Genomic DNA, 24,986 nt, shown 5'->3' with positions numbered 1-24,986 from the left:
CGGTATGGGTCCCGGCGTTCGCCGGGACGACAGCGGAATATGCCGCGCCACTGTGGCCGAATGAACCCACGCATGATGGACCGAGGCACACATGACAAAGTCCCCCCGCGCCTTCGATCACGTCGACACCTGGGTGTTCGATCTCGACAACACGCTGTATCCGCATCACGTCAATCTGTGGCAGCAGGTCGATGCCAGGATCGGCGAATTCGTGTCCAACTGGCTCAAGGTCGATGCGGACGAAGCGCGCCGCATCCAGAAGGACTACTACCGCCGCTACGGCACCACGATGCGCGGCATGATGACCGAGCACGGCGTGCATGCCGACGACTTCCTGGCCTACGTGCACAAGATCGACCATTCGCCGCTGGAGCCGAACTCGGCGATGGGCGCGGCGATCGAGCGACTGCCCGGACGCAAGCTGATCCTGACCAACGGCTCGGTGGACCATGTCGGCGCGGTGCTGAGCCGGCTCGGCATCGCAGACCATTTCCATGGCGTGTTCGACATCATCGCCGCCGAATTGACACCGAAGCCCGCGCGCGAGACCTATGACAAATTCGTCCGGCTGCACGATGTCGATCCGACGCGCTCCGCAATGTTCGAGGACCTCTCCCGCAACCTCGTCGTCCCGCACGACCTCGGCATGACCACGGTGCTCGTCGTACCGGACGGCACCAAGGAGGTGGTGCGCGAGGATTGGGAGCTGTCGGGCCGCGATGATCCGCATGTGGATCATGTGACGGACGATCTGACCGGGTTCTTGCAGCGGCTGGTGAAGGCCTAACCCTCGCTGTCGTCCGGACAAGCGAAGCCGCCGGCGGTCCTGAGGTGCGATGGGCGTCCGACAAACTCAGTGTCGTCCCGGGCTTGACCCGGGACCCATAACCACCGGCGGATGTGTGGGCACGCAAGTGGCTAAGGATGTGCCCAACACGTCTCCCTGTGGTTATGGGTCCCGGATCGGCGCTCGCGATATAAAGTCGTCTCAATAGCGACAGCCGGGCGCTCCGCTTGTCCGGGACGACGCCGGTGGGTGCCTTGACTCCCTTACCCCAAACCCGGAAAAAGCCGCCCTGCCCCCAGCTTCTACAAGTCTATCCCGGTCGGCCCGGGACCAAGCGAGGATCGACCGATGTCACTGTCCGCCCTGGAATCCACCATCAACAGCGCCTTCGATGCCCGTGATGGCGTCTCGACCACGACCAAGGGCGAGGTCCGCGACGCCGTGGAGAGCGCGCTGGAGCTGCTCGACAAGGGCGAGGCCCGGGTCGCCGAGCGGGGCACGGACGGCAAGTGGAGCGTCAACCAGTGGCTCAAGAAGGCGGTGCTGCTGTCGTTCCGCCTCAACGACATGAGCGTGGTCCCCGGCGGCCCCGGCCAGGCGTCGTGGTGGGACAAGGTGCCGTCGAAGTTCGAGGGCTGGGGCGAGAACCGTTTCCGTGACGCCGGCTTCCGCGCCGTGCCCGGCGCGATCGTGCGCCGCTCGGCCTTCATCGCCAAGAACGTCGTGCTGATGCCGTCCTTCGTCAATCTCGGCGCCTATGTCGACGAGGCGACCATGGTCGACACCTGGTCGACGGTTGGCTCCTGCGCCCAGATCGGCAAGCGCGTGCACATTTCCGGCGGCGTCGGCATCGGCGGCGTGCTGGAGCCGCTGCAGGCCGGTCCCGTGATCATCGAGGATGACTGCTTCATCGGCGCGCGCTCCGAGGTTGCCGAGGGCGTGGTCGTGCGCAAGGGCGCGGTGCTGTCGATGGGCGTGTTCCTGGGCGCCTCGACCAAGATCGTCGACCGCGAGACCGGCGAGGTTTTCGTCGGCGAGGTGCCGGAATATGCCGTCGTGGTGCCGGGCGCGCTGCCGGGCAAGCCGATGAAGAACGGCCAGATCGGCCCGTCCACCGCCTGCGCCGTCATCGTCAAACGCGTCGACGAGCGCACCCGCTCCAAGACCTCGATCAACGAGCTGTTGCGCGACTGATCGTCCACGTCCGGGCGGCCGCACTAGCCGCCGCCCGAACGCCCATGTTAAGCGAGGGCATGACCGATGCCCTCACCATCACCCGCGACCTGATCCGCTGTCCCTCCGTGACCCCCGCCGATGCCGGGGCGCTCGGCGTGCTCGAGGACCTGCTGAAGCAAGCCGGCTTCCAGACCCATCGCGTGACCTTCTCGGAAGCGGGCACCGCCGACGTCGACAATCTCTACGCCCGGATCGGCACCGAGGGGCCGCACATCACGTTCGCCGGCCACACCGACGTGGTGCCGCCCGGCGACGAGGCTGCGTGGAGCCTTGGCGCATTCTCCGGCGAGGTCAAGGACGGCTACATCTATGGCCGTGGCGCCGTCGACATGAAAGGCGGCATCGCCTGCAGCGTGGCGGCTGCACTCGACTATCTGCACGACAATGGTGGACGGCCGAAGGGCTCGATCTCGTTCCTGATCACCGGCGACGAGGAGGACGTCTCGATCAACGGCACCATCAAGCTGTTGAAATGGGCGGCCGAGCGCGGCGAGCGCTTCGACCATTGCGTGCTCGGCGAGCCGTCGAATCAAGAAGTCATGGGCGACTGCATCAAGATCGGCCGCCGCGGCTCGCAGTCCGGCACCCTGATCGTCGAGGGCAAGCAGGGCCACGTCGCCTACCCGCACCGCGCCTCCAACCCGGTCCCGGATATCTCGCGCCTGATCGTCGCGCTTTCGGACGAGCCGCTCGACCATGGCAGCGCGCAATTCCAGCCGTCGAACCTCGAATTCACCACGGTCGACGTCGGCAACACCGCGACCAATGTCATCGCGGGACTGGCGCGGGCGAAGTTCAACATCCGCTACAACGACTGCCATACGCAGGAGTCGCTGCGCGCGCTGATCGAGCAGCGGCTGGCCAAGGCTTGCGGCAACCGCATCCGCGCCCGCATCGACTGGATGCCGTCGAACTCCAACGTGTTCCTGACCAAGCCCGGACCGTTCACCGACCTCGCGGTTGCCGCGATCGAGAGCGTGACGGGCCGCAAGCCCGAGCTATCGACCACCGGCGGCACCTCGGACGCGCGCTTCATCTCGAGCTACTGCCCGGTGATCGAGTTCGGCCTGGTCGGCCAGACCATGCACCAGATCGACGAGCGCGCCTCGGTCGCCGACATCGCCACCCTGACGAAGATCTATCGCGGCATTCTCGATCGCTACTTCGCGTGAGCGGCGTGCCGCTCCGATCAGGCGGCCTTCACCTCCGCCAGGAACTGATCGACCTCGCGGCGCAAATCCGTCGCCTGGCCGGCTAGGCTGGCAGCAGAATCGAGCAGTGAGCGCGCCGAGCCGCGGGTTTCGGCTGCGGCCGCGCTGACCAGCGCAATCGACGACGAGACGTCGTTGGTACCGCTCGCCGTCTGCTGCACGCTGCGGGCGATCTCGCGTGTCGTAGCGCTCTGCTCGGCCACGGCCGTCGCGACAGCTCCCGTGACGCCGCTGATCGTATTCACCACGGCTGCGATCTTCTCGATTGCGGCGACCGTGCTGCCGGTCTCGTCCTGAATCGCGGCGATCTGGCTCTCGATCTCTTCGGTAGCCTTGCTGGTCTGCGACGCCAGGCTCTTCACCTCGGATGCGACGACGGCAAAACCCTTGCCGGCCTCGCCTGCGCGCGCCGACTCGATCGTGGCATTGAGCGCCAGCAGATTGGTCTGCGAGGCGATGGCGCGGATGAGCTGGACGACGTCGCCGATGCGTGTCGCGCTGCCGGCCAGCGTGCGGACCTTGTCGGTGGTGTCGAGCGCCTGGCTGGTCGCGTTGGAGGATTCCGACGCGGCTTCCGCGATCTGCCGGGTGATCTCCTTCATCGAGGCGTCGAGCTCCTCGGAGGCCGCCGCGACTGTGTTGACGCCGGAGGTTGCCTGCGCCGCCGCATCGGCCACGGCGGTGGCACGTGATGCCGTGGTGCTGGCGGAGCCGTCGAGGGTCTCGGCCGAGAGTTTCAGGCCACTGGCGGCGTCGCTCAACCGGCCGCAGAGCGTGTCGATGACGTCGCCGAAGCGGCGGGTGAGCGCCTCGATCTTTTGCCGCCGCGCATCGCGCCGCGCCTCGGCATCAGCACCCTGCAACGCCAGCCGATCGGCCTCGGCCGACTTCTCCTGCAGAACGCCGATGGCGTGGGCGAGCGTACCGACCTCGTCGGTGCGGTCGCGGTAGGCGATTTCCACGTCGCGCGCGCCGCTGGCGATGCGCCCGATCAGCTCGGTCAGGTTGGACAGAGGCTTGATGACCCGAGCGTTGAACCAGAGTGTTCCGAGCGCAGCGGCGGCAATGTTGACGACGAGCAGAATGAGCGCCAGCACGAAGCGGAGCTGGGCGTCGCCGATCGCGGCCTCGCTCTGGCGCAGCGCCTCGGTCAGCGCGGCATCACGCAGCGGCAGGATGGTGTCGAGGATCGGAAACAGCGACCGCAGGAATTGATCGGGGTCGAGCTCGAGCACCTTGCCGCGATTCGGCGCCACCTGCGACGTATACAGCTCGCCGCCGCGCGCCCAATAGCCGTTTTCCACCCCGGTCATCGCTGCGAAGATCGGCTTCTGATCGATCTCGGCAGCGGCAAGCTTAGCCGTCGCCCAGATCCGCTCAATGCGTCCCTTGAACGCGGCGAGCGCCTCGGCCGGCTCGCCGGCCATCGGCTGCTTGGTGGCGATCATGCGAATGAGCGTCGTGGTGGCGCGGCCGGCCCAATCGCGCAGATCCCATCCGATCACGGCGAGCCGTGCGGCTTGGCCGACGGCGGGGTTGGCCGCATTGATCCGGCGCACGATCACCTCGACATGGCTGCCGGTGGCTTCCTGGACCGTGAACATCTGCGGCACGTAGTCGCGGACGACGGCCTCCGACCGGGACGCCTTGGGCTCGGCCACGGCATCGAGCGCCGCGCCGCGCAGCGTGCGCAGCTTCTGCTCGATCGAATCGAGCGCTGCGACGTCCTCGCGAAGCTGCGCCAGGCTGCGCGCCTTGGCGAGCGCCTCATCGGAGCCGCCGGTGATCTTCTTGAGCCCCGCGAGCTCCTCCGCCGTCGCCGGGTTGGCCGATGCCAGTCGCGGATTGATCCAGGCGCGCTCCACATTGAGCTTTTCCGGGAGCCGCAGCATGGCGGCCAGCAGTTGCGCATCGGCGCCCGCGGTCCGGGCCGCTTGCAGCGAGGTCAGCTGCTGCCAGGCGAACAGCACGGTGGCGAGCAGGCCGATGACGGCCCCGAGCAGCAGAGAGAGCAGGAAGACTTGACGAATGCGCACGATCGACCTCGCTGGAGAGCAGCCTGAGGTCCGGATAGCAGGGAGGGATTCAATTTGAAGTTAATGAGGCCTATCGCGCAACTCGAAGCAGCAACTAATTAGGACAGCCTCTCGTCGCGGTACGCGACGGGCCGGGTTCCACGCGGGAACGACCTCAATAGTCGACCTTCACGAGATAGAGCCCTTCCGGTGGCGCGACGACGCCACAGGCGGCGCGATTGCGCGCGGCGAGCGCGGCGGCGAGATCATCTGCGGTCCAGCGGCCCTGCCCGACCCACACCAGCGAGCCGACCATCGAGCGCACCTGGCTATGCAGATAGGAGCGCGCGGAGGTGAGGATGGTGATCGCATCGCCGTCCCTCACGACATCGAGTTGATCGAGCGTCTTCTCCGGCGATTTCGCCTGACATTCCGTATCGCGGAAGGTCGTGAAATCATGCTTGCCGAGCAGCCGCTGCGCCGCCGCATGCATCGCCTCCGAATCCAGCCGCTGCGGCACGCGCCAGACGCGGCCGACCTCGAGCGCAAGATTGGAGCGGCGATTGACGATGCGATAGCGGTAGTGCCGCTTCCGCGCGGAGAACCGCGCTTCGAAGCTGTCGGGCACGATCTCGGCATGGAGCACCGCAACCGGGTTCGGCCGCAGATGCGCGTTGAGTGCGTCGCGCAGCTTGTCGGGGCGGAACTCCTTGGCGATGTCGCAATGCGCGACCTGCCCCATGGCGTGGACGCCGGCGTCGGTACGGCCAGAACCGTGCACGCGCGTCGGCACGCCGCAGGTCGCCTGCACCGCCGCTTCCAGCGCGCCCTGCACCGACGGCAAGGTCGCCTGCAGCTGCCAGCCGCAGAACGGCGCGCCGTCATATTCGATGGTGAGCTTGTAGCGGGGCATCGCCTCGATCGCGTTTGGCCGTCATTGCCGGGCTTGACCCGGCAATCCATCCATGGACGAAGCTTGTTCGCGAGATGGATGCGCGGGTCAAGCCCGCGCATGACGAGCTGAATTGGTCAGCCGAAGCGCCGGCCCGGCGCGACGGGCGTGCCGCGCAGGAAATCCGCGGCTTTCATCGGGCCCTTGCCGGCGCGCTGCAGCTCGGTCACGCGGATGGCGCCGTCGGCGCAGGCGATGGTGAGCTGCTCGTCGAGCACGGCGCCCGGCTCGCCCCGGCCGTCGGCGAGCGCGCAGCGCAGGATCTTCAAACGCGCCGCCTCGCCATCGAGCATGACCTCGCTCCAGGCGCCGGGGAACGGCGACAGGCCGTGGATGTGACGCAGCACCGTATGCGCCGGCTTCGTCCAGTCGATCCGCGCCTCGGCCTTCTCGATCTTGGCCGCATAGGTCACGCCGTCCTCGGCCTGCTTCGTCAACGTCAGCCCGCCGCGCTCCAGCGCGGCCATCGCCCGCACCATCAGGTCGGCGCCGATGCGCGACAGGCGATCGTGCAGGTCGGACGCCGTCATCGCGTCAGTGATGGGCAGACGCTCGGCCATCGCGACGTCGCCGGTGTCGAGACCGACATCCATCTTCATGACCATCACGCCGCTTTCGGCGTCCCCTGCCATGATGGCACGGTTGATCGGCGCGGCGCCGCGCCAGCGCGGCAGCAGCGAGGCGTGGAGGTTGTAGCAGCCGAGTTTCGGTGCATCGAGAATCGCCTGCGGCAGGATCATGCCATAGGCGACGACGACGGCGGCGTCGGCCTGGTGGGCGCGGAACGCAGCCAGCGCGTCCTCGGTCTTCAGCGTCTTCGGCGTGAGCACGGGAATGCCGAGCCGCCGCGCCTCGGTCTCGATCGGAGTCGGGACCAAGGCCAAGCCACGGCGGCCACCGGGCTTCGGCGCGCGCGTGTAGACGGCCACGATCTCGTGGCCGTGGCCGGCGAGCTCGAGCAGGGTCGGCACGGCGAAATCCGGCGTGCCCATGAAGATCAGGCGAAGCGGCATCTGGTGCGCCCCCGAGGCTTCGTCCTGCCGTCATTGGCCGGGCTCGTCCCGGCCATCCAGGTCGCAATGCCAACGCGAGAGGCAAGACGTGGATGCCCGGATCAAGCCCAGGCATGACGGAGGAGAGAGTTGATCGTTACTCGCCGGCGCGCTTGGCGGCCTTGGCGAATTTCTTGATGACGCGGTCGCGCTTGAGCTTCGACAGATAGTCGATGAACAGCACGCCGTTGAGATGGTCGATCTCGTGCTGGATGCAGGTGGCGTAGAGCCCCTCGGCATCCTCCTCGCGGACCAGCCCGTCGAGATCGGTGAAGCGCACGCGCACGCGCGCCGGCCGCTCGACCTCCTCGTAATATTCGGGGATCGACAGGCAGCCTTCCTCGTAGACCGACAGCTCGTCCGACTTGGCAACGATCTCCGGATTGATGAAGACGCGCGGCTCGCGCTTGCCTTCCCCATTCGCGTCGGGCTTTGCCAGATCCATGGTGATGACGCGCAGCGGCTGCGCGACCTGAATCGCAGCGAGCCCGATCCCCGGCGCGTCGTACATGGTCTGAAACATGTCGTCGACCAGCTGCCGGATCTCCGGCGTGACCTTCTCGACCGGCTTGGACACCAGCCGCAACTGCCGGTCCGGCAGGATGATGATTTCTCTAAGGGACATGGCGCGCGATTTAAGCCCCGGAACAGGCGCGGTCAATGTGATGGCTCGCAGTTAAGACTTCGCTAACCATGAATTTCAACGCCTCGTTAACCATGAATCTTTACCCGGCCTTAACCATAAATGTTCTCTCTTCGTTCGCGATGTCTTGCGAATCGGATAGACGGGGGTGATGACCGCCAGCCAGTCCCTCAATCCTGTCGTCGTCATGATCGGCGATCTGCCGGTGCGCGCCAGCGACGCGCTGATCGGGTTTGGCGTGCTGGTTCTGCTCCTGCTGCTGATGATCGTCGCGGCCGTGGTGCGCTCCGGCCGGCGCGGCGCCGAGCTCGCGGCCCAGCAGGCGATACGCGCCGATGAGATCGAACAGCGGTTCGGCGAGATGATCCGGGTGCAGAGCGAGGCCTCCGGCCGGGTCGACGCGATGGCGCAGCTGCTTGCCGGGCGGCAGGTGGACCTGGCGCGCAGCGTCAACGAGCGGCTCGACGCCGTCACCCATCGCGTCGGCCAATCGATGGAGCAGACCACGCGCCACACCATGGATTCCTTGCGCGTGCTGCACGAGCGGCTCGGCATCATCGACAACGCGCATCGCGATCTCAGCGAGCTCACGACACAGGTCACGACCTTGCGCGACGTGCTCGCCAACAAGCAGTCGCGTGGCGCATTCGGACAGGCGCGCATGGAGGCGATCGTCCAGGACGGGCTGCCGAAGGGCAGCTACGCCTTCCAGTACACGCTCGTCAGCGGCAAGCGGCCGGACTGCGTCGTGTTCCTGCCCGACACCAGGCCGCTGTGCATCGACGCGAAGTTTCCGCTGGAAGCCGTGACCGCGTTGCATGATGCCGAAACCGAAGAGGAGAAGCGCGCCGCCGCGCAGCGGCTGCGCACCGACGTGCTGCGCCACGTCAACGACATCGCCGAGAAGTACCTCGTGGTCGGCGAGACGCAGGACACGGCGCTGATGTTCGTGCCGTCGGAATCGGTCTACGCCGAGATCCATGACGGCTTCGACGACGTCATCCAGAGAGCCTATCGCGCCCGTGTCGTGCTGGTGTCGCCGTCGCTGCTGATGCTCGCGATCCAGGTCATGCAGCAGATCATGAAGGATGCGCGCATCCGCGACGCCGCCGACCAGATCCGCAACGAGGTGATCCATTTGGGCGACGACCTCGGCCGCCTGCGCGAGCGCGTGCTCAAGCTGCAGAAGCATTTTGGCGATGTCGGCGAGGACATCCGCCAGATCCTCATCTCCGCCGACAAGATCGAGAAGCGCGCCGCGCGGATCGAGGAGCTCGATTTCAGCAAGCCGGATGCGCCGGCGGACTCTCCGCGCATTGCGCCGGGCGCGGGCGCGACGCCGGACCTGTTTCCGCTGGCGGGGCGGATGCAGGCGGGGGAATGACCGCAGCGTCGCGAAAGCTGTCCAGATCTGCTACCACCCACCGATGACCGCACCTGACGCCGCCTCCGACATCAGAGCAACCGCTGCAAAGCCTGAGGCCAAGCCCGCCCCCACCTGGCGCGAGAGCATGGCCGTCTACCTGCAGCCGCGCGTGCTCGTGGTGCTGTTCCTCGGCTTCTCCTCAGGTCTGCCGCTGGCGCTGTCCGGCTCGACGCTTCAGATCTGGATGCGCGAGCTCGGCGTCGATCTCGGGACCATCGGGCTGTTCGCGCTGGTCGGCACGCCCTACACGCTGAAATTCCTTTGGGCGCCGCTGGTCGACGCGCTGCACGTGCCGCTGCTGACGCGCGCCTTCGGGCGGCGGCGCGGCTGGCTGGTGTTCGCGCAATTGCTGCTGATCGCGGCCATCCTGCTGCTGGCCGTGACTGACCCGGCGCATGCGCCGTTCATGGTCGCGCTGGCCGCGCTGCTGGTCGCCGCGATGTCGGCGACCCAGGACATCGTGGTCGATGCCTTCCGCGTCGAGAGCCTTCCGGAGAGCGAGCAAGCCGCGGGCATGGCGGCGTATGTCGCCGCCTACCGCATCGGCATGCTGGTCTCGACCGCCGGCGCGCTGGTGGTGGTCAGTGCATTCGAGAACTCGGGGTTGACGCGTCCGTCGTCCTGGATGTGGGGCTATGTCGCGATGGCCGGAATGGTGCTGATTGGCACGATCACGGCCCTCGCGGCGACCGAGCCGGCACAGTCGCAGCAGGCGGAGGCCGCGATGGGCGCGGACACCGCGCTCACCCGCGTGATGCATGCGGCCGCCGGAGCCTTCGTCGAGTTCCTCAGCCGACGTGATGCGCTCACGGCGCTCGCCTTCGTCGTGCTGTTCAAGTTCACCGACGCCTTCTCCGGCACGATGACCGCGCCGTTCGTGATCGATCTCGGCTTCAGCAAGGTCGACTACGCAGCGATCGTGAAAGGCGTCGGCCTCGCCGCCACGCTCGCCGGCGGCTTTGCCGGCGGCTTCGTCGCGCGGCGCTATTCGCTCGCCACCAGCCTGTGGATCGGCGGCATCGTGCAGGCGCTGGCCAACCTGTCGTTCTCATGGCTCGCCATCGTCGGCATCAATCAATGGGCGCTGGCGCTGGCGATCTCTGCGGAGAACTTCACCAGCGCGATCGGCACCGTGATCTTCGTCGCCTATCTCTCTGCGCTGTGCCAGAATCCGCTGCACACCGCGACCCAATATGCGCTGCTCACCGCACTCGCCGCGGTTGGACGAACCTATCTGTCATCGGGCGCGGGCTATGTGGCGAAGGCGACCGGCTGGCCCACATTCTTCGTCATCTGCGCGCTCGTCGCGATCCCGAGCCTCGTGCTGCTTGCTTGGCTGCAGCGGCGCGGGCATTTCGATGAATTGGGGCCAGTGAAGGTCTAGCTGCCGCCTGGAGTTAGACTGTCATCCTCCGCGAAGGCGGGTGATCCGGCATTGCGGAGACGTCGGCGATCGACCGCGAGACCGCGGCGTACTGGATCGCCCGGTCAAGCGGGGCGATGACAGCGGAAATCGTGGCGCTGCATTCGCGTGAATGCTCCCAGCGGCCTCAACGCTTCACCAAGCTCCACTTGGTCACGACCGCCTCGCTCATCTGTCCCGCATCCTGCGCGCAGGCGATCTCGTCGACCTTGACCGCGATCTGCTTGCCGAGCAGCCCCTTGAGCTGCGACGCCTGCGCCGTGTTCGCGGTGACGAGCTGGAACGTCTCCGGGCCGGTCTCGAGATTGCACAGCCCGCTCGGCGGCGGCAGGCGGCGCGGCTCGCTGGTGATCTGATAGGCGGCGGAGGGCTGGCCCGGCTTGGCGCCTTTCAGCTTCAGCGCGTTCAGCTCGCCGGACAGCACGTCACCAGCATTGAGCGGCTTGCCGACCTTCTGCGGTGTCTCGCTCTGCTGCGCCAGGACGGACGGAGCCGAGAGCGCCACCCAAATCGCGCCCAAAGCCAGCCGTTTGCCGAATCCGCGTTTCGTCATCATTCCACTTTCGTCTGTGCCTAGAACAAGGTCCGCTGCCGCATCGCGGCCGAGAGCGTGCCTTCGTCGAGATAGTCGAGCTCGCCGCCGACCGGCACGCCATGCGCCAGCCGCGTGACCTTGACGTTCGCCTCCTGCAGGAGGTCGGTGATGTAGTGGGCGGTGGTCTGGCCATCGACCGTCGCGTTCAATGCGAGGATGATCTCCTGCACCTCCGGCGCATGCGCGCGCTGCACCAGCGCGTCGATGGTGAGGTCCTGCGGACCGACTCCGTCGAGCGGCGACAAGGTGCCGCCGAGCACGTGATAGCGGCCGTTCGAGGCCTTGGCGCGCTCCAGCGCCCAGAGATCGGCGACATCGGCGACGACGACGATCATCGCGGGATCGCGCCGCGGATCGGTGCACACCGTACAGGGATTCTGGGTATCGATGTTGCCGCAGGTCTTGCAGACCTGGATGCGGTCGATCGCGACCTGCAGCGCCGAGGCGAGCGGCACCATCAGCGCCTCGCGCTTCTTGATCAGATGGAGCGCGGCACGCCGCGCCGAGCGCGGCCCGAGGCCGGGCAGGCGCGCAAGCAGCTGGATCAGGCGTTCGATCTCAGGACCGGCGACGGCCATCAGTTCACGAATGTCATCGGGTCAACTAACCAAAACCGAAGCCTGGCGGCAGGCCGAGCTTGCCGGTGATGGCCTGCATCTTCTCCTGCATCGCGGCTTCCGCCTTGCGCCGCGCGTCGCCGTGCGCGGTGACCAGCAGGTCTTCCAGGATCTCGGCCTCCTCCGGCTTGAGCAGCGACGGATCGATCTTGATGCTCTTCACGTCCATCTTGGCGGTCATGCGCACGGCGACCAGACCGCCGCCCGAGATGCCCTCGACCTCGACGTTGCCGAGCTCCTCCTGCATTTCCTGCATCTTCGTCTGCAGCTGCGCCGCCTGTTTCATCATGCCGAGAAAGTCAGCCATCGGAGCACCTCATCATCAGCCTTCTTGTTGAGCATGATCTTTCGGAAGACCGGTTTCCACGTTTCCGGATCATGCTCTAGAAATCGTCATCGTCGGACTCGTCGGGCGGCTCGACAGCACTGGCGTCCGATTCGGGCGGCTCGGGGGCGAGCCGGCGCACTTCGATCACCTTGGTGCCCGGGAACCGCGCCAGGATCTCCTGAACGCGCGGATCGGCCTCGGCCGCCGCCTCGCGCTCGCTCTTGGCGCGCAGATTCTGCTCGCGCAAGGTCGCCTGGCCCGGCTCGTTGGAAACGATCACCGTCCAGCGCCGGCCGGTCCAGTCTTCCAGCTTGCGGCCGAGGTCCGAGACAAGCGAGCGCTGCGCCGTCCGTTCCAGCGCGATCTCCAGCCTTCCCTCCTCGAAGCGGACCAGCCGCACGTCCATCTCAAGCGCGCTCTTGGTGATCAGGTCACGATTCTTGCCGGCCAGCGCGACGAGTTCCTGGAAGCTCGCTAGGCGCAGCGCGGGCTGGTCCTGCGATGCCGGTGACGGCTGCGATGCCATCGCCTGCGGTCGCATCGAACCGCCGACCGCGGCGAGCGTCGGGCCTTGCGCGCGCGGCGCCTGCATCGGCGCCGGCGCCATCACGGGCGGCGTTCCCGCGCTCATGGTGGATGCCGGCGCAGGGCGCGCCCCGCCGCCGTTCGTGACGATTGGCGAGCCACCACCGTTCTGGTCGATCATCCGAATGGCTTCGTCAGGCGTCGGCAGATCGGCGGCATAGGCGATGCGCACCAGAACCATTTCCGCCGCAGCCGCAGGCCGCGTCGCGCCTTGAGTCTCGGCGATGCCCTTGAGCAGCATCTGCCACATCCGCGACAGCACGCGCATCGACAGCTTGGTGGCGAAGTCGCGTGCGCGCAGCCGCTCGGTCTCGCTGAAGGCGACATTGTCAGCGGTCGCCGGCACGACCTTCACCCGGGTCACGAAGTTGACGAACTCGGCGAGGTCGGACAGCACGACCACGGGGTCGGCGCCGACGTCGTACTGCTCGCGGAATTCCTTGAAGGCGGCGGCGATGTCGCCGCTGGCGAGATGGTGGAACAGATCGATGACGCGGGTGCGGTCGGCGAGGCCGAGCATCTGCCGGACATCGTCGGCGCGGACCTCGCCGGCGCTGTGCGCGATCGCCTGATCGAGCAGCGACAGCGAATCGCGCACCGAGCCTTCTGCGGCGCGCGCGATGATGCCGAGCGCCTCGGGCTCGATCGTGACGCCTTCCTTGGTCGCGATGCCAGCAAGATGCTTCATCAGCACGTCGGCCTCGACCCGGCGCAGATCGAAGCGCTGGCAGCGCGACAGCACCGTGACCGGCACTTTGCGGATCTCGGTGGTGGCGAACACGAATTTGGCGTGCTCCGGCGGCTCCTCCAAGGTCTTCAGGAAGGCGTTGAACGCCGCCGTCGACAGCATGTGGACTTCGTCGATGATGTAGACCTTGTAGCGCGCGCTGGCCGGCGCATAGCGGACGCTGTCGTTGATCTGGCGGACGTCGTCGACGCCGGTATGGGACGCCGCGTCCATCTCCAGGATGTCCATGTGCCGGCTTTCCATGATCGCCTGGCAATGGGTGCCGAGCACCGGCATGTGGATCGTCGGGCCCTTCACCGAACCGTCGGGCAGCTCGTAATTCAGGGCGCGGGCGAGGATGCGGGCGGTGGTGGTCTTGCCGACGCCGCGGACGCCGGTCAGGATCCAGGCCTGCGGAATCCGGCCGGTCTCGAACGCGTTCGAGACCGTGCGCACCACGGCCTCCTGGCCGATCAGATCCGCGAAGCTGGAGGGGCGGTATTTGCGCGCCAGCACCCGGTAGGGCTTGGCGGGAGCGTCGGCGCTGTCAGGCGGAACAGGTGGGGCGCCAGCGTCAGTCATCGAGCGATCCGCAAGTGAGCATTCCAGTCCGGCATCGATCGCGATCGTCGACGCCATCAGCCTCGACGCAATCAACCGGAGCGCGGTCGAGCGCCCGCCCTGCGCGGGGTCCCCGCCATCTTTGCGCGATTCGCTCGAAAAAACAGGTAGGAGACTGACGAGCGACCCGATCCGGACCTCGTTAGGGCTGCTTCCTTCCGGACCTGACCCGGTTGGCGAGTGGCTCGTCCACCGCCAATCTCCCGCTGCCTATTTGGGGCCAAATGGTCCGGAAAGCAAGCGCGAGCTTCGCCGGCCCGCTCTACCGCCCCGCGGGCTTGTGCCGCAGCTCGGAAAGGCTTTAGGTGCCGTCGAGCTCCCGCCTGACCATCCGCCAGGAACCGCCGCATGCCCGAATCAGCCTGGTCGCTGCATCCGCAACTTGCGAAGGATACGATCGACATTGGCGACCTGCCGCTGTCCCGCGTGCTGGTGATCAAGGACGCGAACTATCCCTGGCTGCTGCTGGTGCCACGGCGCGAGGGCGCGGTCGAGATCATCGATCTCGACGAGGTCGCGCAGGCGCAGCTGATGACCGAGATCACGCGGGCGTCACGCGCGCTCAAAGAGATCACCAAATGCGACAAACTCAACGTCGCCGCGCTCGGCAACATGGTGCCGCAGTTGCACGTCCACATCATCGCGCGACGCACAAGTGACGTGGCCTGGCCGCGACCGGTGTGGGGCGCCGCGCCGCCTGTGCCCCACGATGCGCAGGAGGTGCAGCAGTTCATCAGCGCTATCAGGCGCAAGATCTGGCTAGGGTGAGAGATGTCGCCATTCGACTTGTTTCCGCTGGGCAAGCCGGCCTTCGTCGGCCATCCGATCGATCGCGCCGCCCATCTGCGCTTCCATGATGACAAGCTGATTGCCTTCGAGAGCCAGCCGTCGACGCGGGCCTATGTCGTGCATCGCGATTCGCTGGTGCTGAAGCGCGACGGCGACCAGCTGCGCGCGCTGCTGTCGATCGACGAGGCGCTGAAGTTCGGTGCCAATCCGGGAACGATCTTCCTCGGCCTGCAGGACGGCGCGGCCGTGTTCGGCATGGGCATCGCGCCGGCCGCGGTCGAGAAGCTCGCCGGGCGCGAGGACGTGTCCGTGACCGAGCTGCGCGGCATGGCGATGCAGGGTGCGATCCCGGTCGACCAGCTCGCCACCATCGCGATGGCCAAGTCCCTGGTGTCCTGGCATCAGCGCCACGGATTCTGCGCCAATTGCGGCGCCAAGACCGCGATGCGCGAGGGCGGCTGGAAGCGCGAATGCCCGAGCTGCAAGACGGAGCATTTCCCGCGCACCGATCCGGTCGTGATCTCACTGGTCGCCTCCGGCGACAAGTGCCTGCTCGGGCGGCAGAAGCAGTTTCCGACCGGCATGTATTCCTGCCTCGCCGGCTTCGTCGAGGCGGCCGAGACGATCGAGGACGCCGTCCGGCGCGAGGTGTTCGAAGAATCCGGCATTCGCTGCACCGACGTGACCTATTACATGACCCAGCCTTGGCCCTACCCGTCGTCGTTGATGATCGGCTGTAGCGCCCGGGCGCTCAACGAAGACATCGTCATCGACCGCACCGAGCTCGAGGACGTGCGCTGGTTCAGCCGCGACGAGGCCCGGCAGATGCTGCTGCGGCAGCATCCGGATGGCTTGGCGGGACCGCATCCGTTCGCCATTGCTCATCATCTGGTCGGCCGCTGGCTCAAGGAGAACGACGAGCGGTAGCAAGAAACCAGCCCGCCGCCATTCCGCGGAAACCGCCGGACCCGGACAGGAAAGGGCTGAACGGCCGATCCTTGCCTTGGAACGATTTTCTCTATATGAGGGTTTTATAGCCTTCCTATGGAACAAGTTTCTCCATGACCGATGTCGCCGCCCAAGGCTCCGAGGCCAATCGCCGGCTCGATGCCATCGACCGCAAGATTCTGATGGTCCTGCAGGAGGACGCGTCGCTGTCCGTCGCCGAGATCGGGGATCGGGTCGGACTGTCGTCGACACCGTGCTGGAAGCGCATCCAGCGGCTCGAGGCCGATGGCGTGATCCTGCGCCGGGTGGCCCTGGTCGATCAGAACAAGATCGGGCTCGGCATCTCCGTGTTCGTGTCGGTGGAGAGCGCCGACCATTCCGAGGCCTGGCTGCGCAAATTCGCCGAGGCGGTCAGCTCGATGCCGGAGGTGATGGAGTTCTACCGGATGGCCGGCGACGTCGACTACATGCTGCGCGTCGTCGTTGCGGACATGCAGAGCTACGACGTCTTCTACAAGAAGCTGATCAGCGCGGTGCCCCTCAAGAACGTCACCTCGCGCTTCGCCATGGAGAAGATCAAGTCGGTCACGGCGCTGCCGGTGCCACCGGTCTGAGCCGAGCATTCCGGGGCGCCTGGGCGTTGCAGCGCTGGCGTTCCCGTCCTCAGTCGTCATCCCTAACGAACGTTTACCGGAAGTTATTCCCATCCCTCTATTCTTGGATGCGATGACGTCCGGTGCAACCATACCTCAGTCTTCGCGCCCGTGGCTCAATGCCACGGCGCTTCTGATCGCGAGCTTTGTCGCGGTCGCCGCGCTGTCACTCCAAGTGCGCGCGGGGAGCGAAATCGTGGCCGTCGCTTTCCCACCCTGGTGGAGCGCGCAACACGCGATGCTCGCCGCGGCCTCGGCTGACGCCGCGCTCGTGCGCACAACGGCCATTTCATCGCTGCTGGTCGTTCGTCCCGGCGAACACGACGGCTCGGCGCGGCTGCGCGAGGCCGGAGCCTGGCTCATCATCGATCCGCAGGCGGTCTCTGCCTGCTTTGCAAAATGATCAAAATGATCTCTTTGGGGGAATCGGAAATGAACGTCGAGACCAGCGATCTGGCAACCCTCCGGCACACGACCAGCAAGCTTCTGCTGGCGATGCTCTGGGTTCACGTTCCGCTCTCCCTCATCATCGGGCTGTCGCGCGGCGACTGGCTGATGCCGACCATGCTCATGGTCGTCATGGCAGTGGTGGCAACCCTTTCCTGGCGCAGCGCCGGCGACGCCTTGTCCACCCAGCTCACCGTCGCAGTCGCCGTCATGGGCGGCGTATCCGTGCTCGTCTACCAGATGTCCGGACATGCCTGGCAGATCGACCTGCACATGTATTTTTTCGCCGCGCTCGCCTGTCTGGTCGCATATTGCGACTACCGGCCGATCCTGGCCGGCACGGTCGCCGTCGCGCTGCATCATCTGGTCCTGAACTTCGTCTTTCCTGCAGCGATCTACCCGGGCGGCGCTGATTTCGGCCGCGTTGTGCTGCATGCGGTCATCCTGCTGATCGAGGCCGGTGTTCTCATCGCCCTTGCGCTCAAGCTGACGCAGCTGTTCGAAACCAGCGCGCGCAAGACCGCGGAAGCCGAATCGGCGATCGCTGCCGAGGCGCGCGCCAACGCCGAGCGGTTCGAGGCCGAGCAACGCGTCAAGCAGCAGGCCGATCTTGCCCGTCGCGAGCTCGCCGAAGGCTTCGAGCGCAAGATCGGCGGCATCGTCGAGGCGGTGGCCGTCGCCGCCAACGAGATGCAGAGCCTGTCCTCGTCGATGAGCCGGAGCAGCGCGGAGTCCTCGCGCCAGACGTCGGCCGCGGCCGGCGCCTCGCAACAGGCGTCGACCAATGTCGAGACGGTCGCTGCCGCAACGGAAGAGCTGACCGCGTCGATCAACAATATCTCACAGCAGGTGACGCGCTCAGCGGAGATCGCCGCGAAAGCGGCGGACGAAGCTCGCCGCACCAACACGGTGGTCGAGAGCCTGGCTGCCGGCACCCAGAAGATCGGCGAGGTGGTGACGCTGATCCAGACGATCGCCAGCCAGACCAACCTGCTGGCGCTGAACGCCACCATCGAGGCGGCGCGCGCCGGCGAGCACGGCAAGGGTTTTGCCGTCGTGGCAAGCGAGGTCAAGGCGCTCGCCAACCAGACCGCGAAGGCCACCGAGGAAATTTCCAGCCAGGTGCAGAGCATTCAGAGCGCAACGGGTGACGCCGTCTCCGCCATCCAGGCGATCGGGGGAACGATTGCCGAGATCGACGACATCTCCAAGGAGATCGCCACCGCGGTCGAGCAGCAGGGCCTCGCCACCGGGGAAATTTCCGGCAACGTACAGCAGGCGGCCGAAGGCACGCGGCTGGTCAGCCAAAGCATGGGCAGCGTGACCCGCGCTTCCGACGAGACCGGCAGCGCCGCCTCGCGGCTGCTGGAATCCGCGAACGGACTCACCTCGCAATCGAGCCGGCTCAAATCCGAGGTCGATCAGTTCCTGAGCTCCCTGAGGGCCGCTTGATCCCATCGAATGGGATGGGATCGGCGCGAGCATCGACCCTAGCGGGATATCATCAACGCGGCCTCAGATCGTCTGGTTGTAGGCGCCGACTTCGGGATGCGTCCGCAGCACCTCGTTGACCGCCTCGAACATGTCGTGCATGCGCCGCTCGGACACCGGGCTTTCGACCACCACCACGAGTTCGGGCTTGTTCGATGAGGCCCGCACCAGACCCCAGCTGCCGTCTTCGACCGTGACGCGGACGCCGTTGACGGTGACGAGATCGCGGATCTGCTGCCCCGCCACCTTGCCGCCCTGCTGCTGCAGCGCCTGGAAGTGCTTCACGACGGCGTCGGCGACGCCGTATTTGACCTCGTCGCCGCAATGCGGCGACATGGTCGGCGACGACCAGGTCTTTGGCAGCGCGTCCTTCAGGTCGGCCATCGACTTGCCCGGCGCCCGATCGAGCATCTCGCAGATCGCGATCGCCGAGACCAGACCGTCGTCATAGCCCCGCCCGAACGGGCGGTTGAAGAAGAAGTGGCCCGACTTCTCGAAGCCGGCAAGCGCACCGAGCTCGTTGGTGCGGCGCTTCATGTAGGAATGGCCTGTCTTCCAATACGCGGTCTTCGCGCCCTGCGCCTGCAGCACGGGATCGGTCATGAACAGGCCGGTTGACTTCACGTCGACGACGAACTGCGCGTCCTTGTGGATCGCCGACATGTCGCGCGCCAGCATCACGCCGACCTTGTCCGCGAAGATCTCCTCGCCGGTGTTGTCGACTACGCCGCAGCGATCGCCGTCGCCATCGAAGCCGAGGCCGACATCGGCCTTATGCGCGAGCACGGCATCGCGGATGGCATGCAGCATCTCCATGTCTTCGGGATTGGGATTGTATTTCGGGAAGGTGTGATCGAGCTCGGTGTCGAGCGGAATGACCTCGCAGCCGATCGCCTCGAGCACGTCAGGCGCGAACGCGCCGGCGGTGCCGTTGCCGCAGGCCGCAACGACCTTGAGCCTGCGCTTCAGCTTCGGCCTGCTGGTGAGATCGGCGATGTAGCGCGCCGGGAAATTCTCGTGGAACTGATAGGATCCGCCGCCGGCGTTCTTGAACTCGGCGTTGAGCACGATTTCCTTCAGCCGGGTCATCTCTTCGGGGCCGAAGGTCAGCGGGCGGTTGGCGCCCATCTTCACGCCGGTCCAGCCATTGTCGTTGTGCGAGGCGGTCACCATGGCGACGCAGGGCACGTCGAGATCGAACTGGGCGAAATAGGCCATCGGCGTCACCGCAAGGCCGATGTCGTGCACCTTGCAGCCGGCGGCCATCAGGCCCGAGATCAGGGCGTATTTGATCGAGGCGGAGTAGCCGCGGAAATCGTGCCCGGTCACGATCTCCTGCTTGACGCCGCGTTCGGCGATCAGCGCGCCCAGCCCCATGCCGAGCGCCTGCACCCCCATCAAGTTGATTTCCTTGTTGAAGAGCCAGCGCGCGTCATATTCGCGGAAGCCCGTCGGCTTCACCATCGGCTCGGACTCGAAGGCGTAGGTATTGGGAACCAGGACGGGCTTGGGTTTCGGAAACATCAGGAGACGGCCTCGGGAAATCACATCAACGGAAGAATGCAGTCGTGCCTGATACGACGTCGGACGACAATGGCAGAAGGCAGATGAATGCAGGCAACAATCAGGCGGGACCGCCCCGTCCGCTGAACCAATCCGCCTGCCGGTATATGGGGGCCGTCACTGCATGCACCAAGATGCGGTGAAGGCGCAGCCTACTGCTCCAGCACCATCTGGCCGTTGGCGTAGGCGAAGCGCTTCAGCTTGGACAGGAAGGACAGGCCAAGCAGGTTCTCCGACAGCGCGGTATCGGGCAGCACCAGGGCATCGACGTCGCGCACGGTGAGCTCGCCGAGCTCGACCATCGCGAGCCTGGCGCGGGCCGCCTTCACGGTGCCGTTGGCCGTGGTCACGGTGGCGGTGTAGTCGCCGCGCGCAGGGCGGAGGCCGAAGCGGGCCGCGGAGCTCTCGTTCAGCGCGACCATCGAGGCGCCGGTATCCACCATGAAGCTGATGCGCTGGCCGTCGATGCGGCCGTCGGCGCGGAAGTGACCGCGACGGTCGGTCGGAATGCTGAGGCTGCGCTGGCCCGCGGCAGAGGATTCCACCGTGGCAACCCGCGCGGACGGTGTCGCGGATGCCGACGCGGGGGTCAGGCGATCGGCCAGTTGCGCCATGAAGGTGCCGAGACCGACGAGAACGGCCGCGAAGATCATTATGTTACGCATGACGCAAACGCCCGACTTTACCCCGCAACCGATTTGACCATCAAAGCCGCTGACGGGCGACTGCGAGCGACCGGCCGCCGCCGCCATTTTGGCGAAAACGATGAGTGAAGCGTTAACGACAACGACGGCGGCGGTACAATTTGCATGAGCTATGTCCCCCGCGGCTTGGCCCGCCGGGTCGGCTCGGCATGGGCGGGATCGTCGGGCCAGGGATGGCGCGGATAGCGGCCGCGCAGGTCGGTGCGGACCGCGGCATAGGAGCCGCGCCAGAAGCCGGGCAGATCGCGCGTCACCTGCACCGGCCGCTGCGCCGGCGACAGCAGCTCCAGCACCAGCGGCACCGCGCCCCGCGCGATCGAGGGATGGACGTTCAGGCCGAACAGCTCCTGCAGCCGCACCGCGATGGTGGGCCCCTGCTCGGCCTCGTAGTCGATTGCCAGCATGGTGCCGGTCGGCGCCTCGAAATGGGTCGGCGCCTCCCGGTCGAGCCGGGCGCGCAGATCCCACGGCAGCAGCGCCATCACGGCATCGGAGACGTCGCCGGGCGATATGTCCTTGAGCGAGGTCTTGTCGGCCAGCAGCGGCACCAGCCAGTCCTCCCGCCGCTCGGCGAGGCCCGCGTCCGACAGGTCCGGCCAGCTGTCGCCCTCCGCCTTGCGCAGGAAGGTGACGCGATCGCGCCATTGCCTGGCGGCCTTCGACCAGGGCAGCCGGTCGAGCCCGGCCGCGCAGATTCCTTCCGCGAAGATGCGCGCGGTCTCCTCCGACGGCGTCAGCGCGACCGGCGCATCGGCCATGGTGATCGCGTGCAGCTTGCGCTTGCGGCGCGCCCGCAATGCCATCGCGCCATGATCGAAGCTGACCTCGTCCTTGGCTTCGATATGCGCAGCGAAGTGGCGCTCGATGTCCTCGATCGCCAGCGGGGCCGCCAGCAGGATACGGCCGCTGGCCGCCGTTCCCGTCAGCTCACCGACCGCGATATAGGGCACGCGCGCCAGCGACGAGGTTGGGTCGACGGCAGCGCCGCGGCCATTGGCGAGCACGAAGCTGCCATTGCCGCGATTGCGCGCCACCCGGTCGGGAAAGGCGAAGGCGAGCATCAGGCCGGTGGAGATATCCGCTTCTCCGGCGAGGGCGGACGCGGACGACACCTGCTGCGCCCACCGCCGCGCCAGGTCGCGGGCACTTTGCGCGCGCGGCGAGCGGTCGCGGCGGAACTGATCGAGCCGCACCTCGAGATCAACGCTGTCGCCGCCCAGCCCGCGCTCGGTCAGGATGGCGGCGATGTCGGCGGCCTGCGCCGCCGCGCCGTGGTCGGCGGCATCGACGATCATCCGCGCCAGCCGCGGCGGCAGCGCCAGCGCCCGCAGCCGCCGGCCCTCGTCGGTCAGCCTGCCATCGGCATCGAGCGCATCGAGCTCGCGCAGCAGGTCCCTCGCCTCCTTCCAAGCCGGTTGCGGCGGCGGATCGAGGAAGCTCAGCGTGGAGGGGTCACTGACACCCCATTGCGCCAGATCGAGGACCAGCGAGGACAGGTCGGCGCTGAGAATTTCCGGCTGCGTATAGGCCGCCAGCGAGGCCGTCTGCGGCTCGTCCCATAACCGGTAGCAGACGCCAGGCTCGGTGCGGCCGGCGCGGCCGCGGCGCTGATCCACGGCGGCGCGCGAAGCCCGCACCGTCTCCAGCCTGGTCAGGCCGATGTCCGGCTCGTAGCGCGGCACCCGGGCGAGGCCGGAATCGACCACGATGCGCACGCCCTCGATGGTCAGCGAGGTCTCGGCAATCGAGGTCGCCAGCACCACCTTGCGCTGCCCCTTCGGGGCGGGCGAGATGGCGCGGTCCTGCACGGCGGAATCGAGCGCGCCGAACAGCGGCACGATCTCGACGCTGGCATCGTGGACGCGCTCGGCCAGCATGGTCTGGGTGCGCCGGATTTCGGCGGCCCCCGGCAGGAACGCCAGCACCGAGCCCGCGTCGGCGCGCAGCGCGGCCGCGATGGTCTCAGCCATCTGGCGTTCGACCGGCGCATCCGGCTTGCGGCCGACATAGCGCGTCTCGACCGGATAGGCGCGGCCTTCGCTCTCGACCACCGGCGCATTGCCGAGCAGGCTGGCGACGCGGGCGCCGTCGAGCGTCGCCGACATCACGAGGATACGGAGATCCTCGCGCAGCCCCTGCTGCGCATCGCGTGCCAAAGCGAGGCCGAGATCGGCATCGAGCGAGCGCTCGTGGAATTCGTCGAACAGCACGGCGGCGACGCCGGTGAGCTCGGGATCGTCGAGGATCTGCCGGGTGAAGATGCCTTCGGTGACGACCTCGATGCGGGTCGCGCGCGAGACCTTCGAGCCGAATCGTACGCGATAGCCGACGGTCTCGCCGGCACGCTCGCCGAGCGACTTCGCCATCCGCTCGGCGCTGGCGCGGGCGGCGATCCGGCGCGGCTCCAGCACGATGATCTTGTTGGTCCCGACCCACGGCGCATCGCGCAGCGCCAGCGGCACCCGGGTCGTCTTGCCGGCACCAGGCGGCGCCACCAGCACGGCGGTGCTGCTGCGTGCGAGCGTGCCGGACAGTTCGTCCAGCACGGCATCGATGGGCAGCGGTGTATCGAAGCGAAGCGGCAATCGTCGAACCCGTCATTGCCCGCGAAGGCGGGCCATCCAGTAAACGCAGATCTCGCGGACGACGAAGATCGGGCGTACTGGATACCCCGCCCTCGCGGGGGATGACAACGCCATGTCACGCACGCCGCATCACGCGCCCTTCACCGACGGCCGGCCCACGCTCTCGTAGACGAAGCCGTGCGCCGCCATCTCGTCCGGGCGGTAGACGTTGCGCAGGTCGACGACGACAGGACTGGCCATCACCTCCTTGAGGCGATCGAGGTCCATGGCGCGGTACTGCACCCATTCGGTCACCAGCACGATCGCATCGGCGCCCGTCGCGCACGCATAGGGATCGTCGTAATAGGCGATCTCCGGCAGCTCCTTCTTGGCCTGCTCGATGCCGACGGGATCATGCGCGCGCACCTTGGCGCCCATGTCGAGCAGTCCCGTCACCAGCGGGATCGACGGCGCCTCGCGCATGTCGTCGGTCTCCGGCTTGAAGGTGAGGCCGAGCACAGCGACTGTCTTGCCGCGCAGATTGCCGCCGACGGCATGCGCCACCTTGCGCGCCATCGCACGCTTGCGGTTGTCGTTCACCGCCAGCACCGATTCGACGATGCGCAGCTGCGTGTCGTAGTCCTGCGCGATCTTGATCAGCGCACGTGTATCCTTCGGGAAGCACGAGCCGCCGAAGCCCGGACCGGCATGCAGGAACTTGGAGCCGATGCGATTGTCGAGGCCGATGCCGCGCGCCACCTCCTGCACATCGGCGCCGACCTTCTCGGCGAGATCGGCGACCTCGTTGATGAAGGTGATCTTGGTGGCGAGGAACGCGTTGGCGGCGTATTTGATCAGCTCGGCGGTGCGGCGCTCGGTGTACATCATCGGCGCCTGGTTCAGCGACAGCGGGCGATAGATGTCGCCGAGCACCTTGCGGCCGCGCTCGTCAGCGGTGCCGACGACGATGCGATCCGGCCATTTGAAATCGCGGATCGCGGCACCTTCGCGCAGGAATTCCGGATTGGAAGCGACGACGACATCGGCCGATGGGTTGGTCTCGCGGATGATGCGCTCGACCTCGTCGCCGGTGCCGACCGGCACGGTCGATTTGGTCACGACGACCGTGAAGCCAGTGAGCGACGCGGCGATCTCGCGCGCTGCGGCATAGACGTAGGTGAGGTCGGCGTGACCGTCGCCGCGCCGCGACGGCGTACCGACCGCGATGAACACGGCGTCGGCTTCCGCGACCGGCTGCTTGAGATCGGTGGTGAAATCGAGCCGCTTGGCCTTCACGTTGGCCGCGACCAGCGCATCCAGCCCGGGCTCGAAGATCGGGATTTCTCCGCGATGCAGCGCGGCGATCTTGCTCTCGTCCTTGTCCACGCAGGTCACCTGGTGACCGAAATCGGCGAAGCAGGCACCGGACACCAGACCCACATAGCCCGTGCCGATCATCGCAATTCGCATCGAAACCCATCCTTCAAGGTTAATACTTTCGCGTCTTAAACCATTTGCGGTTCAAGGGGAATTTAGAAAACGGCATGACGTTTGGATGACAGAGAGGAGTATTAACGGCTCTGCCCGACAATGCGGCAGCTCCGCGCCA

General features: G+C 66.8%; 22 protein-coding genes and 1 other RNA gene. 10 read left to right on the top strand and 13 right to left on the bottom strand.

Going from position 1 to position 24,986, the window contains the following annotated elements; genetic code table 11:
• The first annotated feature begins 91 nt into the window (after positions 1-91).
• From ACQR10_RS15220 to dapE, 3 genes are all read left to right on the top strand, one after another.
• Positions 92-787 carry a pyrimidine 5'-nucleotidase gene (locus ACQR10_RS15220; protein ID WP_315800475.1) on the top strand — a complete coding sequence of 232 codons (696 nt, stop codon included), beginning with the start codon at positions 92-94 and terminating at the stop codon, positions 785-787.
• A gap of 348 nt (positions 788-1,135) precedes the next feature.
• On the top strand, positions 1,136-1,981 hold the full coding sequence (gene dapD, locus ACQR10_RS15215; protein WP_316216730.1) for a 2,3,4,5-tetrahydropyridine-2,6-dicarboxylate N-succinyltransferase: 846 nt from the start codon (positions 1,136-1,138) through the stop codon (positions 1,979-1,981).
• A gap of 59 nt (positions 1,982-2,040) precedes the next feature.
• Entirely contained in the window at positions 2,041-3,195 is a 1,155-nt protein-coding gene (dapE, locus tag ACQR10_RS15210; RefSeq protein WP_316216731.1) for a succinyl-diaminopimelate desuccinylase, read from the top strand.
• Positions 3,196-3,212: 17 nt separating this feature from the next.
• Here dapE and ACQR10_RS15205 read toward each other — a convergent pair whose 3' ends face one another.
• From ACQR10_RS15205 to def, 4 genes are all read right to left on the bottom strand, one after another.
• On the bottom strand, positions 3,213-5,270 hold the full coding sequence (locus tag ACQR10_RS15205) for a methyl-accepting chemotaxis protein (RefSeq protein ID WP_316216732.1): 2,058 nt from the start codon (positions 5,268-5,270) through the stop codon (positions 3,213-3,215).
• 154 nt (positions 5,271-5,424) lie between these two features.
• The gene (gene truA, locus ACQR10_RS15200; RefSeq protein WP_316216733.1) at positions 5,425-6,162 is read right to left on the bottom strand and encodes a tRNA pseudouridine(38-40) synthase TruA; all 738 of its coding nucleotides are present in this window, start codon (positions 6,160-6,162) and stop codon (positions 5,425-5,427) included.
• Between the two features lie 116 nt (positions 6,163-6,278).
• Positions 6,279-7,214 carry a methionyl-tRNA formyltransferase gene (gene fmt / locus ACQR10_RS15195; RefSeq protein ID WP_316216734.1) on the bottom strand — a complete coding sequence of 312 codons (936 nt, stop codon included), beginning with the start codon at positions 7,212-7,214 and terminating at the stop codon, positions 6,279-6,281.
• A gap of 136 nt (positions 7,215-7,350) precedes the next feature.
• Positions 7,351-7,878: a peptide deformylase gene (gene def, locus ACQR10_RS15190; protein ID WP_316216735.1), complete on the bottom strand. Its 528-nt coding sequence runs from the start codon at positions 7,876-7,878 to the stop codon at positions 7,351-7,353.
• Between the two features lie 169 nt (positions 7,879-8,047).
• Here def and ACQR10_RS15185 point away from each other — a divergent pair, with 169 nt between their 5' ends.
• Both ACQR10_RS15185 and ACQR10_RS15180 read left to right on the top strand, forming a co-directional pair.
• A complete protein-coding gene (locus ACQR10_RS15185) occupies positions 8,048-9,280 on the top strand; it encodes a DNA recombination protein RmuC (protein ID WP_315800897.1) in 1,233 nt (410 codons plus the stop codon).
• Between the two features lie 43 nt (positions 9,281-9,323).
• Positions 9,324-10,706, top strand: coding sequence for an AmpG family muropeptide MFS transporter (locus ACQR10_RS15180; protein WP_316216736.1), 1,383 nt, complete (start codon positions 9,324-9,326; stop codon positions 10,704-10,706).
• A gap of 166 nt (positions 10,707-10,872) precedes the next feature.
• Here ACQR10_RS15180 and ACQR10_RS15175 read toward each other — a convergent pair whose 3' ends face one another.
• From ACQR10_RS15175 to ffs, 5 genes are all read right to left on the bottom strand, one after another.
• Complete coding sequence (locus ACQR10_RS15175) at positions 10,873-11,298, bottom strand: hypothetical protein (protein ID WP_315800898.1); 426 nt, start codon at positions 11,296-11,298, stop codon at positions 10,873-10,875.
• Between the two features lie 20 nt (positions 11,299-11,318).
• Positions 11,319-11,918, bottom strand: a complete 600-nt coding sequence (gene recR / locus ACQR10_RS15170) for a recombination mediator RecR (protein ID WP_315715349.1) — start codon at positions 11,916-11,918, stop codon at positions 11,319-11,321.
• 25 nt (positions 11,919-11,943) lie between these two features.
• Complete coding sequence (locus ACQR10_RS15165; protein ID WP_315715348.1) at positions 11,944-12,264, bottom strand: YbaB/EbfC family nucleoid-associated protein; 321 nt, start codon at positions 12,262-12,264, stop codon at positions 11,944-11,946.
• Between the two features lie 76 nt (positions 12,265-12,340).
• Positions 12,341-14,179, bottom strand: coding sequence for a DNA polymerase III subunit gamma/tau (locus tag ACQR10_RS15160; RefSeq protein ID WP_316216737.1), 1,839 nt, complete (start codon positions 14,177-14,179; stop codon positions 12,341-12,343).
• 146 nt (positions 14,180-14,325) lie between these two features.
• Positions 14,326-14,422, bottom strand: an RNA gene (ffs, locus tag ACQR10_RS15155) — signal recognition particle sRNA small type.
• A gap of 144 nt (positions 14,423-14,566) precedes the next feature.
• Here ffs and ACQR10_RS15150 point away from each other — a divergent pair.
• From ACQR10_RS15150 to ACQR10_RS15130, 5 genes are all read left to right on the top strand, one after another.
• Positions 14,567-14,986: an HIT family protein gene (locus tag ACQR10_RS15150; protein ID WP_315715346.1), complete on the top strand. Its 420-nt coding sequence runs from the start codon at positions 14,567-14,569 to the stop codon at positions 14,984-14,986.
• A gap of 3 nt (positions 14,987-14,989) precedes the next feature.
• On the top strand, positions 14,990-15,934 hold the full coding sequence (nudC, locus tag ACQR10_RS15145; RefSeq protein WP_316216738.1) for an NAD(+) diphosphatase: 945 nt from the start codon (positions 14,990-14,992) through the stop codon (positions 15,932-15,934).
• Positions 15,935-16,068: 134 nt separating this feature from the next.
• On the top strand, positions 16,069-16,569 hold the full coding sequence (locus ACQR10_RS15140; RefSeq protein ID WP_315715344.1) for an Lrp/AsnC family transcriptional regulator: 501 nt from the start codon (positions 16,069-16,071) through the stop codon (positions 16,567-16,569).
• Between the two features lie 112 nt (positions 16,570-16,681).
• A complete protein-coding gene (locus ACQR10_RS15135) occupies positions 16,682-17,011 on the top strand; it encodes a hypothetical protein (RefSeq protein WP_315800486.1) in 330 nt (109 codons plus the stop codon).
• 29 nt (positions 17,012-17,040) lie between these two features.
• Entirely contained in the window at positions 17,041-18,507 is a 1,467-nt protein-coding gene (locus ACQR10_RS15130) for a methyl-accepting chemotaxis protein (protein ID WP_315800487.1), read from the top strand.
• 63 nt (positions 18,508-18,570) lie between these two features.
• On the opposite strand, the gene ACQR10_RS15125 is transcribed toward ACQR10_RS15130, so the two are convergent.
• From ACQR10_RS15125 to ACQR10_RS15110, 4 genes are all read right to left on the bottom strand, one after another.
• On the bottom strand, positions 18,571-20,070 hold the full coding sequence (locus ACQR10_RS15125; protein WP_316216739.1) for a phosphomannomutase/phosphoglucomutase: 1,500 nt from the start codon (positions 20,068-20,070) through the stop codon (positions 18,571-18,573).
• Between the two features lie 191 nt (positions 20,071-20,261).
• Positions 20,262-20,762 (bottom strand): TIGR02281 family clan AA aspartic protease, encoded by a 501-nt coding sequence (locus ACQR10_RS15120; RefSeq protein ID WP_316183297.1) that lies wholly within the window; start codon positions 20,760-20,762, stop codon positions 20,262-20,264.
• A 161-nt stretch (positions 20,763-20,923) separates the two neighbouring features.
• A complete protein-coding gene (hrpB, locus tag ACQR10_RS15115; protein WP_316216740.1) occupies positions 20,924-23,398 on the bottom strand; it encodes an ATP-dependent helicase HrpB in 2,475 nt (824 codons plus the stop codon).
• Positions 23,399-23,527: 129 nt separating this feature from the next.
• Positions 23,528-24,847: a UDP-glucose dehydrogenase family protein gene (locus ACQR10_RS15110; RefSeq protein ID WP_316216741.1), complete on the bottom strand. Its 1,320-nt coding sequence runs from the start codon at positions 24,845-24,847 to the stop codon at positions 23,528-23,530.
• Positions 24,848-24,986: the final 139 nt, after the last annotated feature.

This window comes from Bradyrhizobium sp. HKCCYLRH2060 (assembly GCF_051168135.1).
Classification (GTDB): Bacteria; Pseudomonadota; Alphaproteobacteria; order Rhizobiales; family Xanthobacteraceae; genus Bradyrhizobium.
Note: the sequence above shows the minus strand (reverse complement) of the source record. Positions and strands in the feature narration are given on the sequence as shown.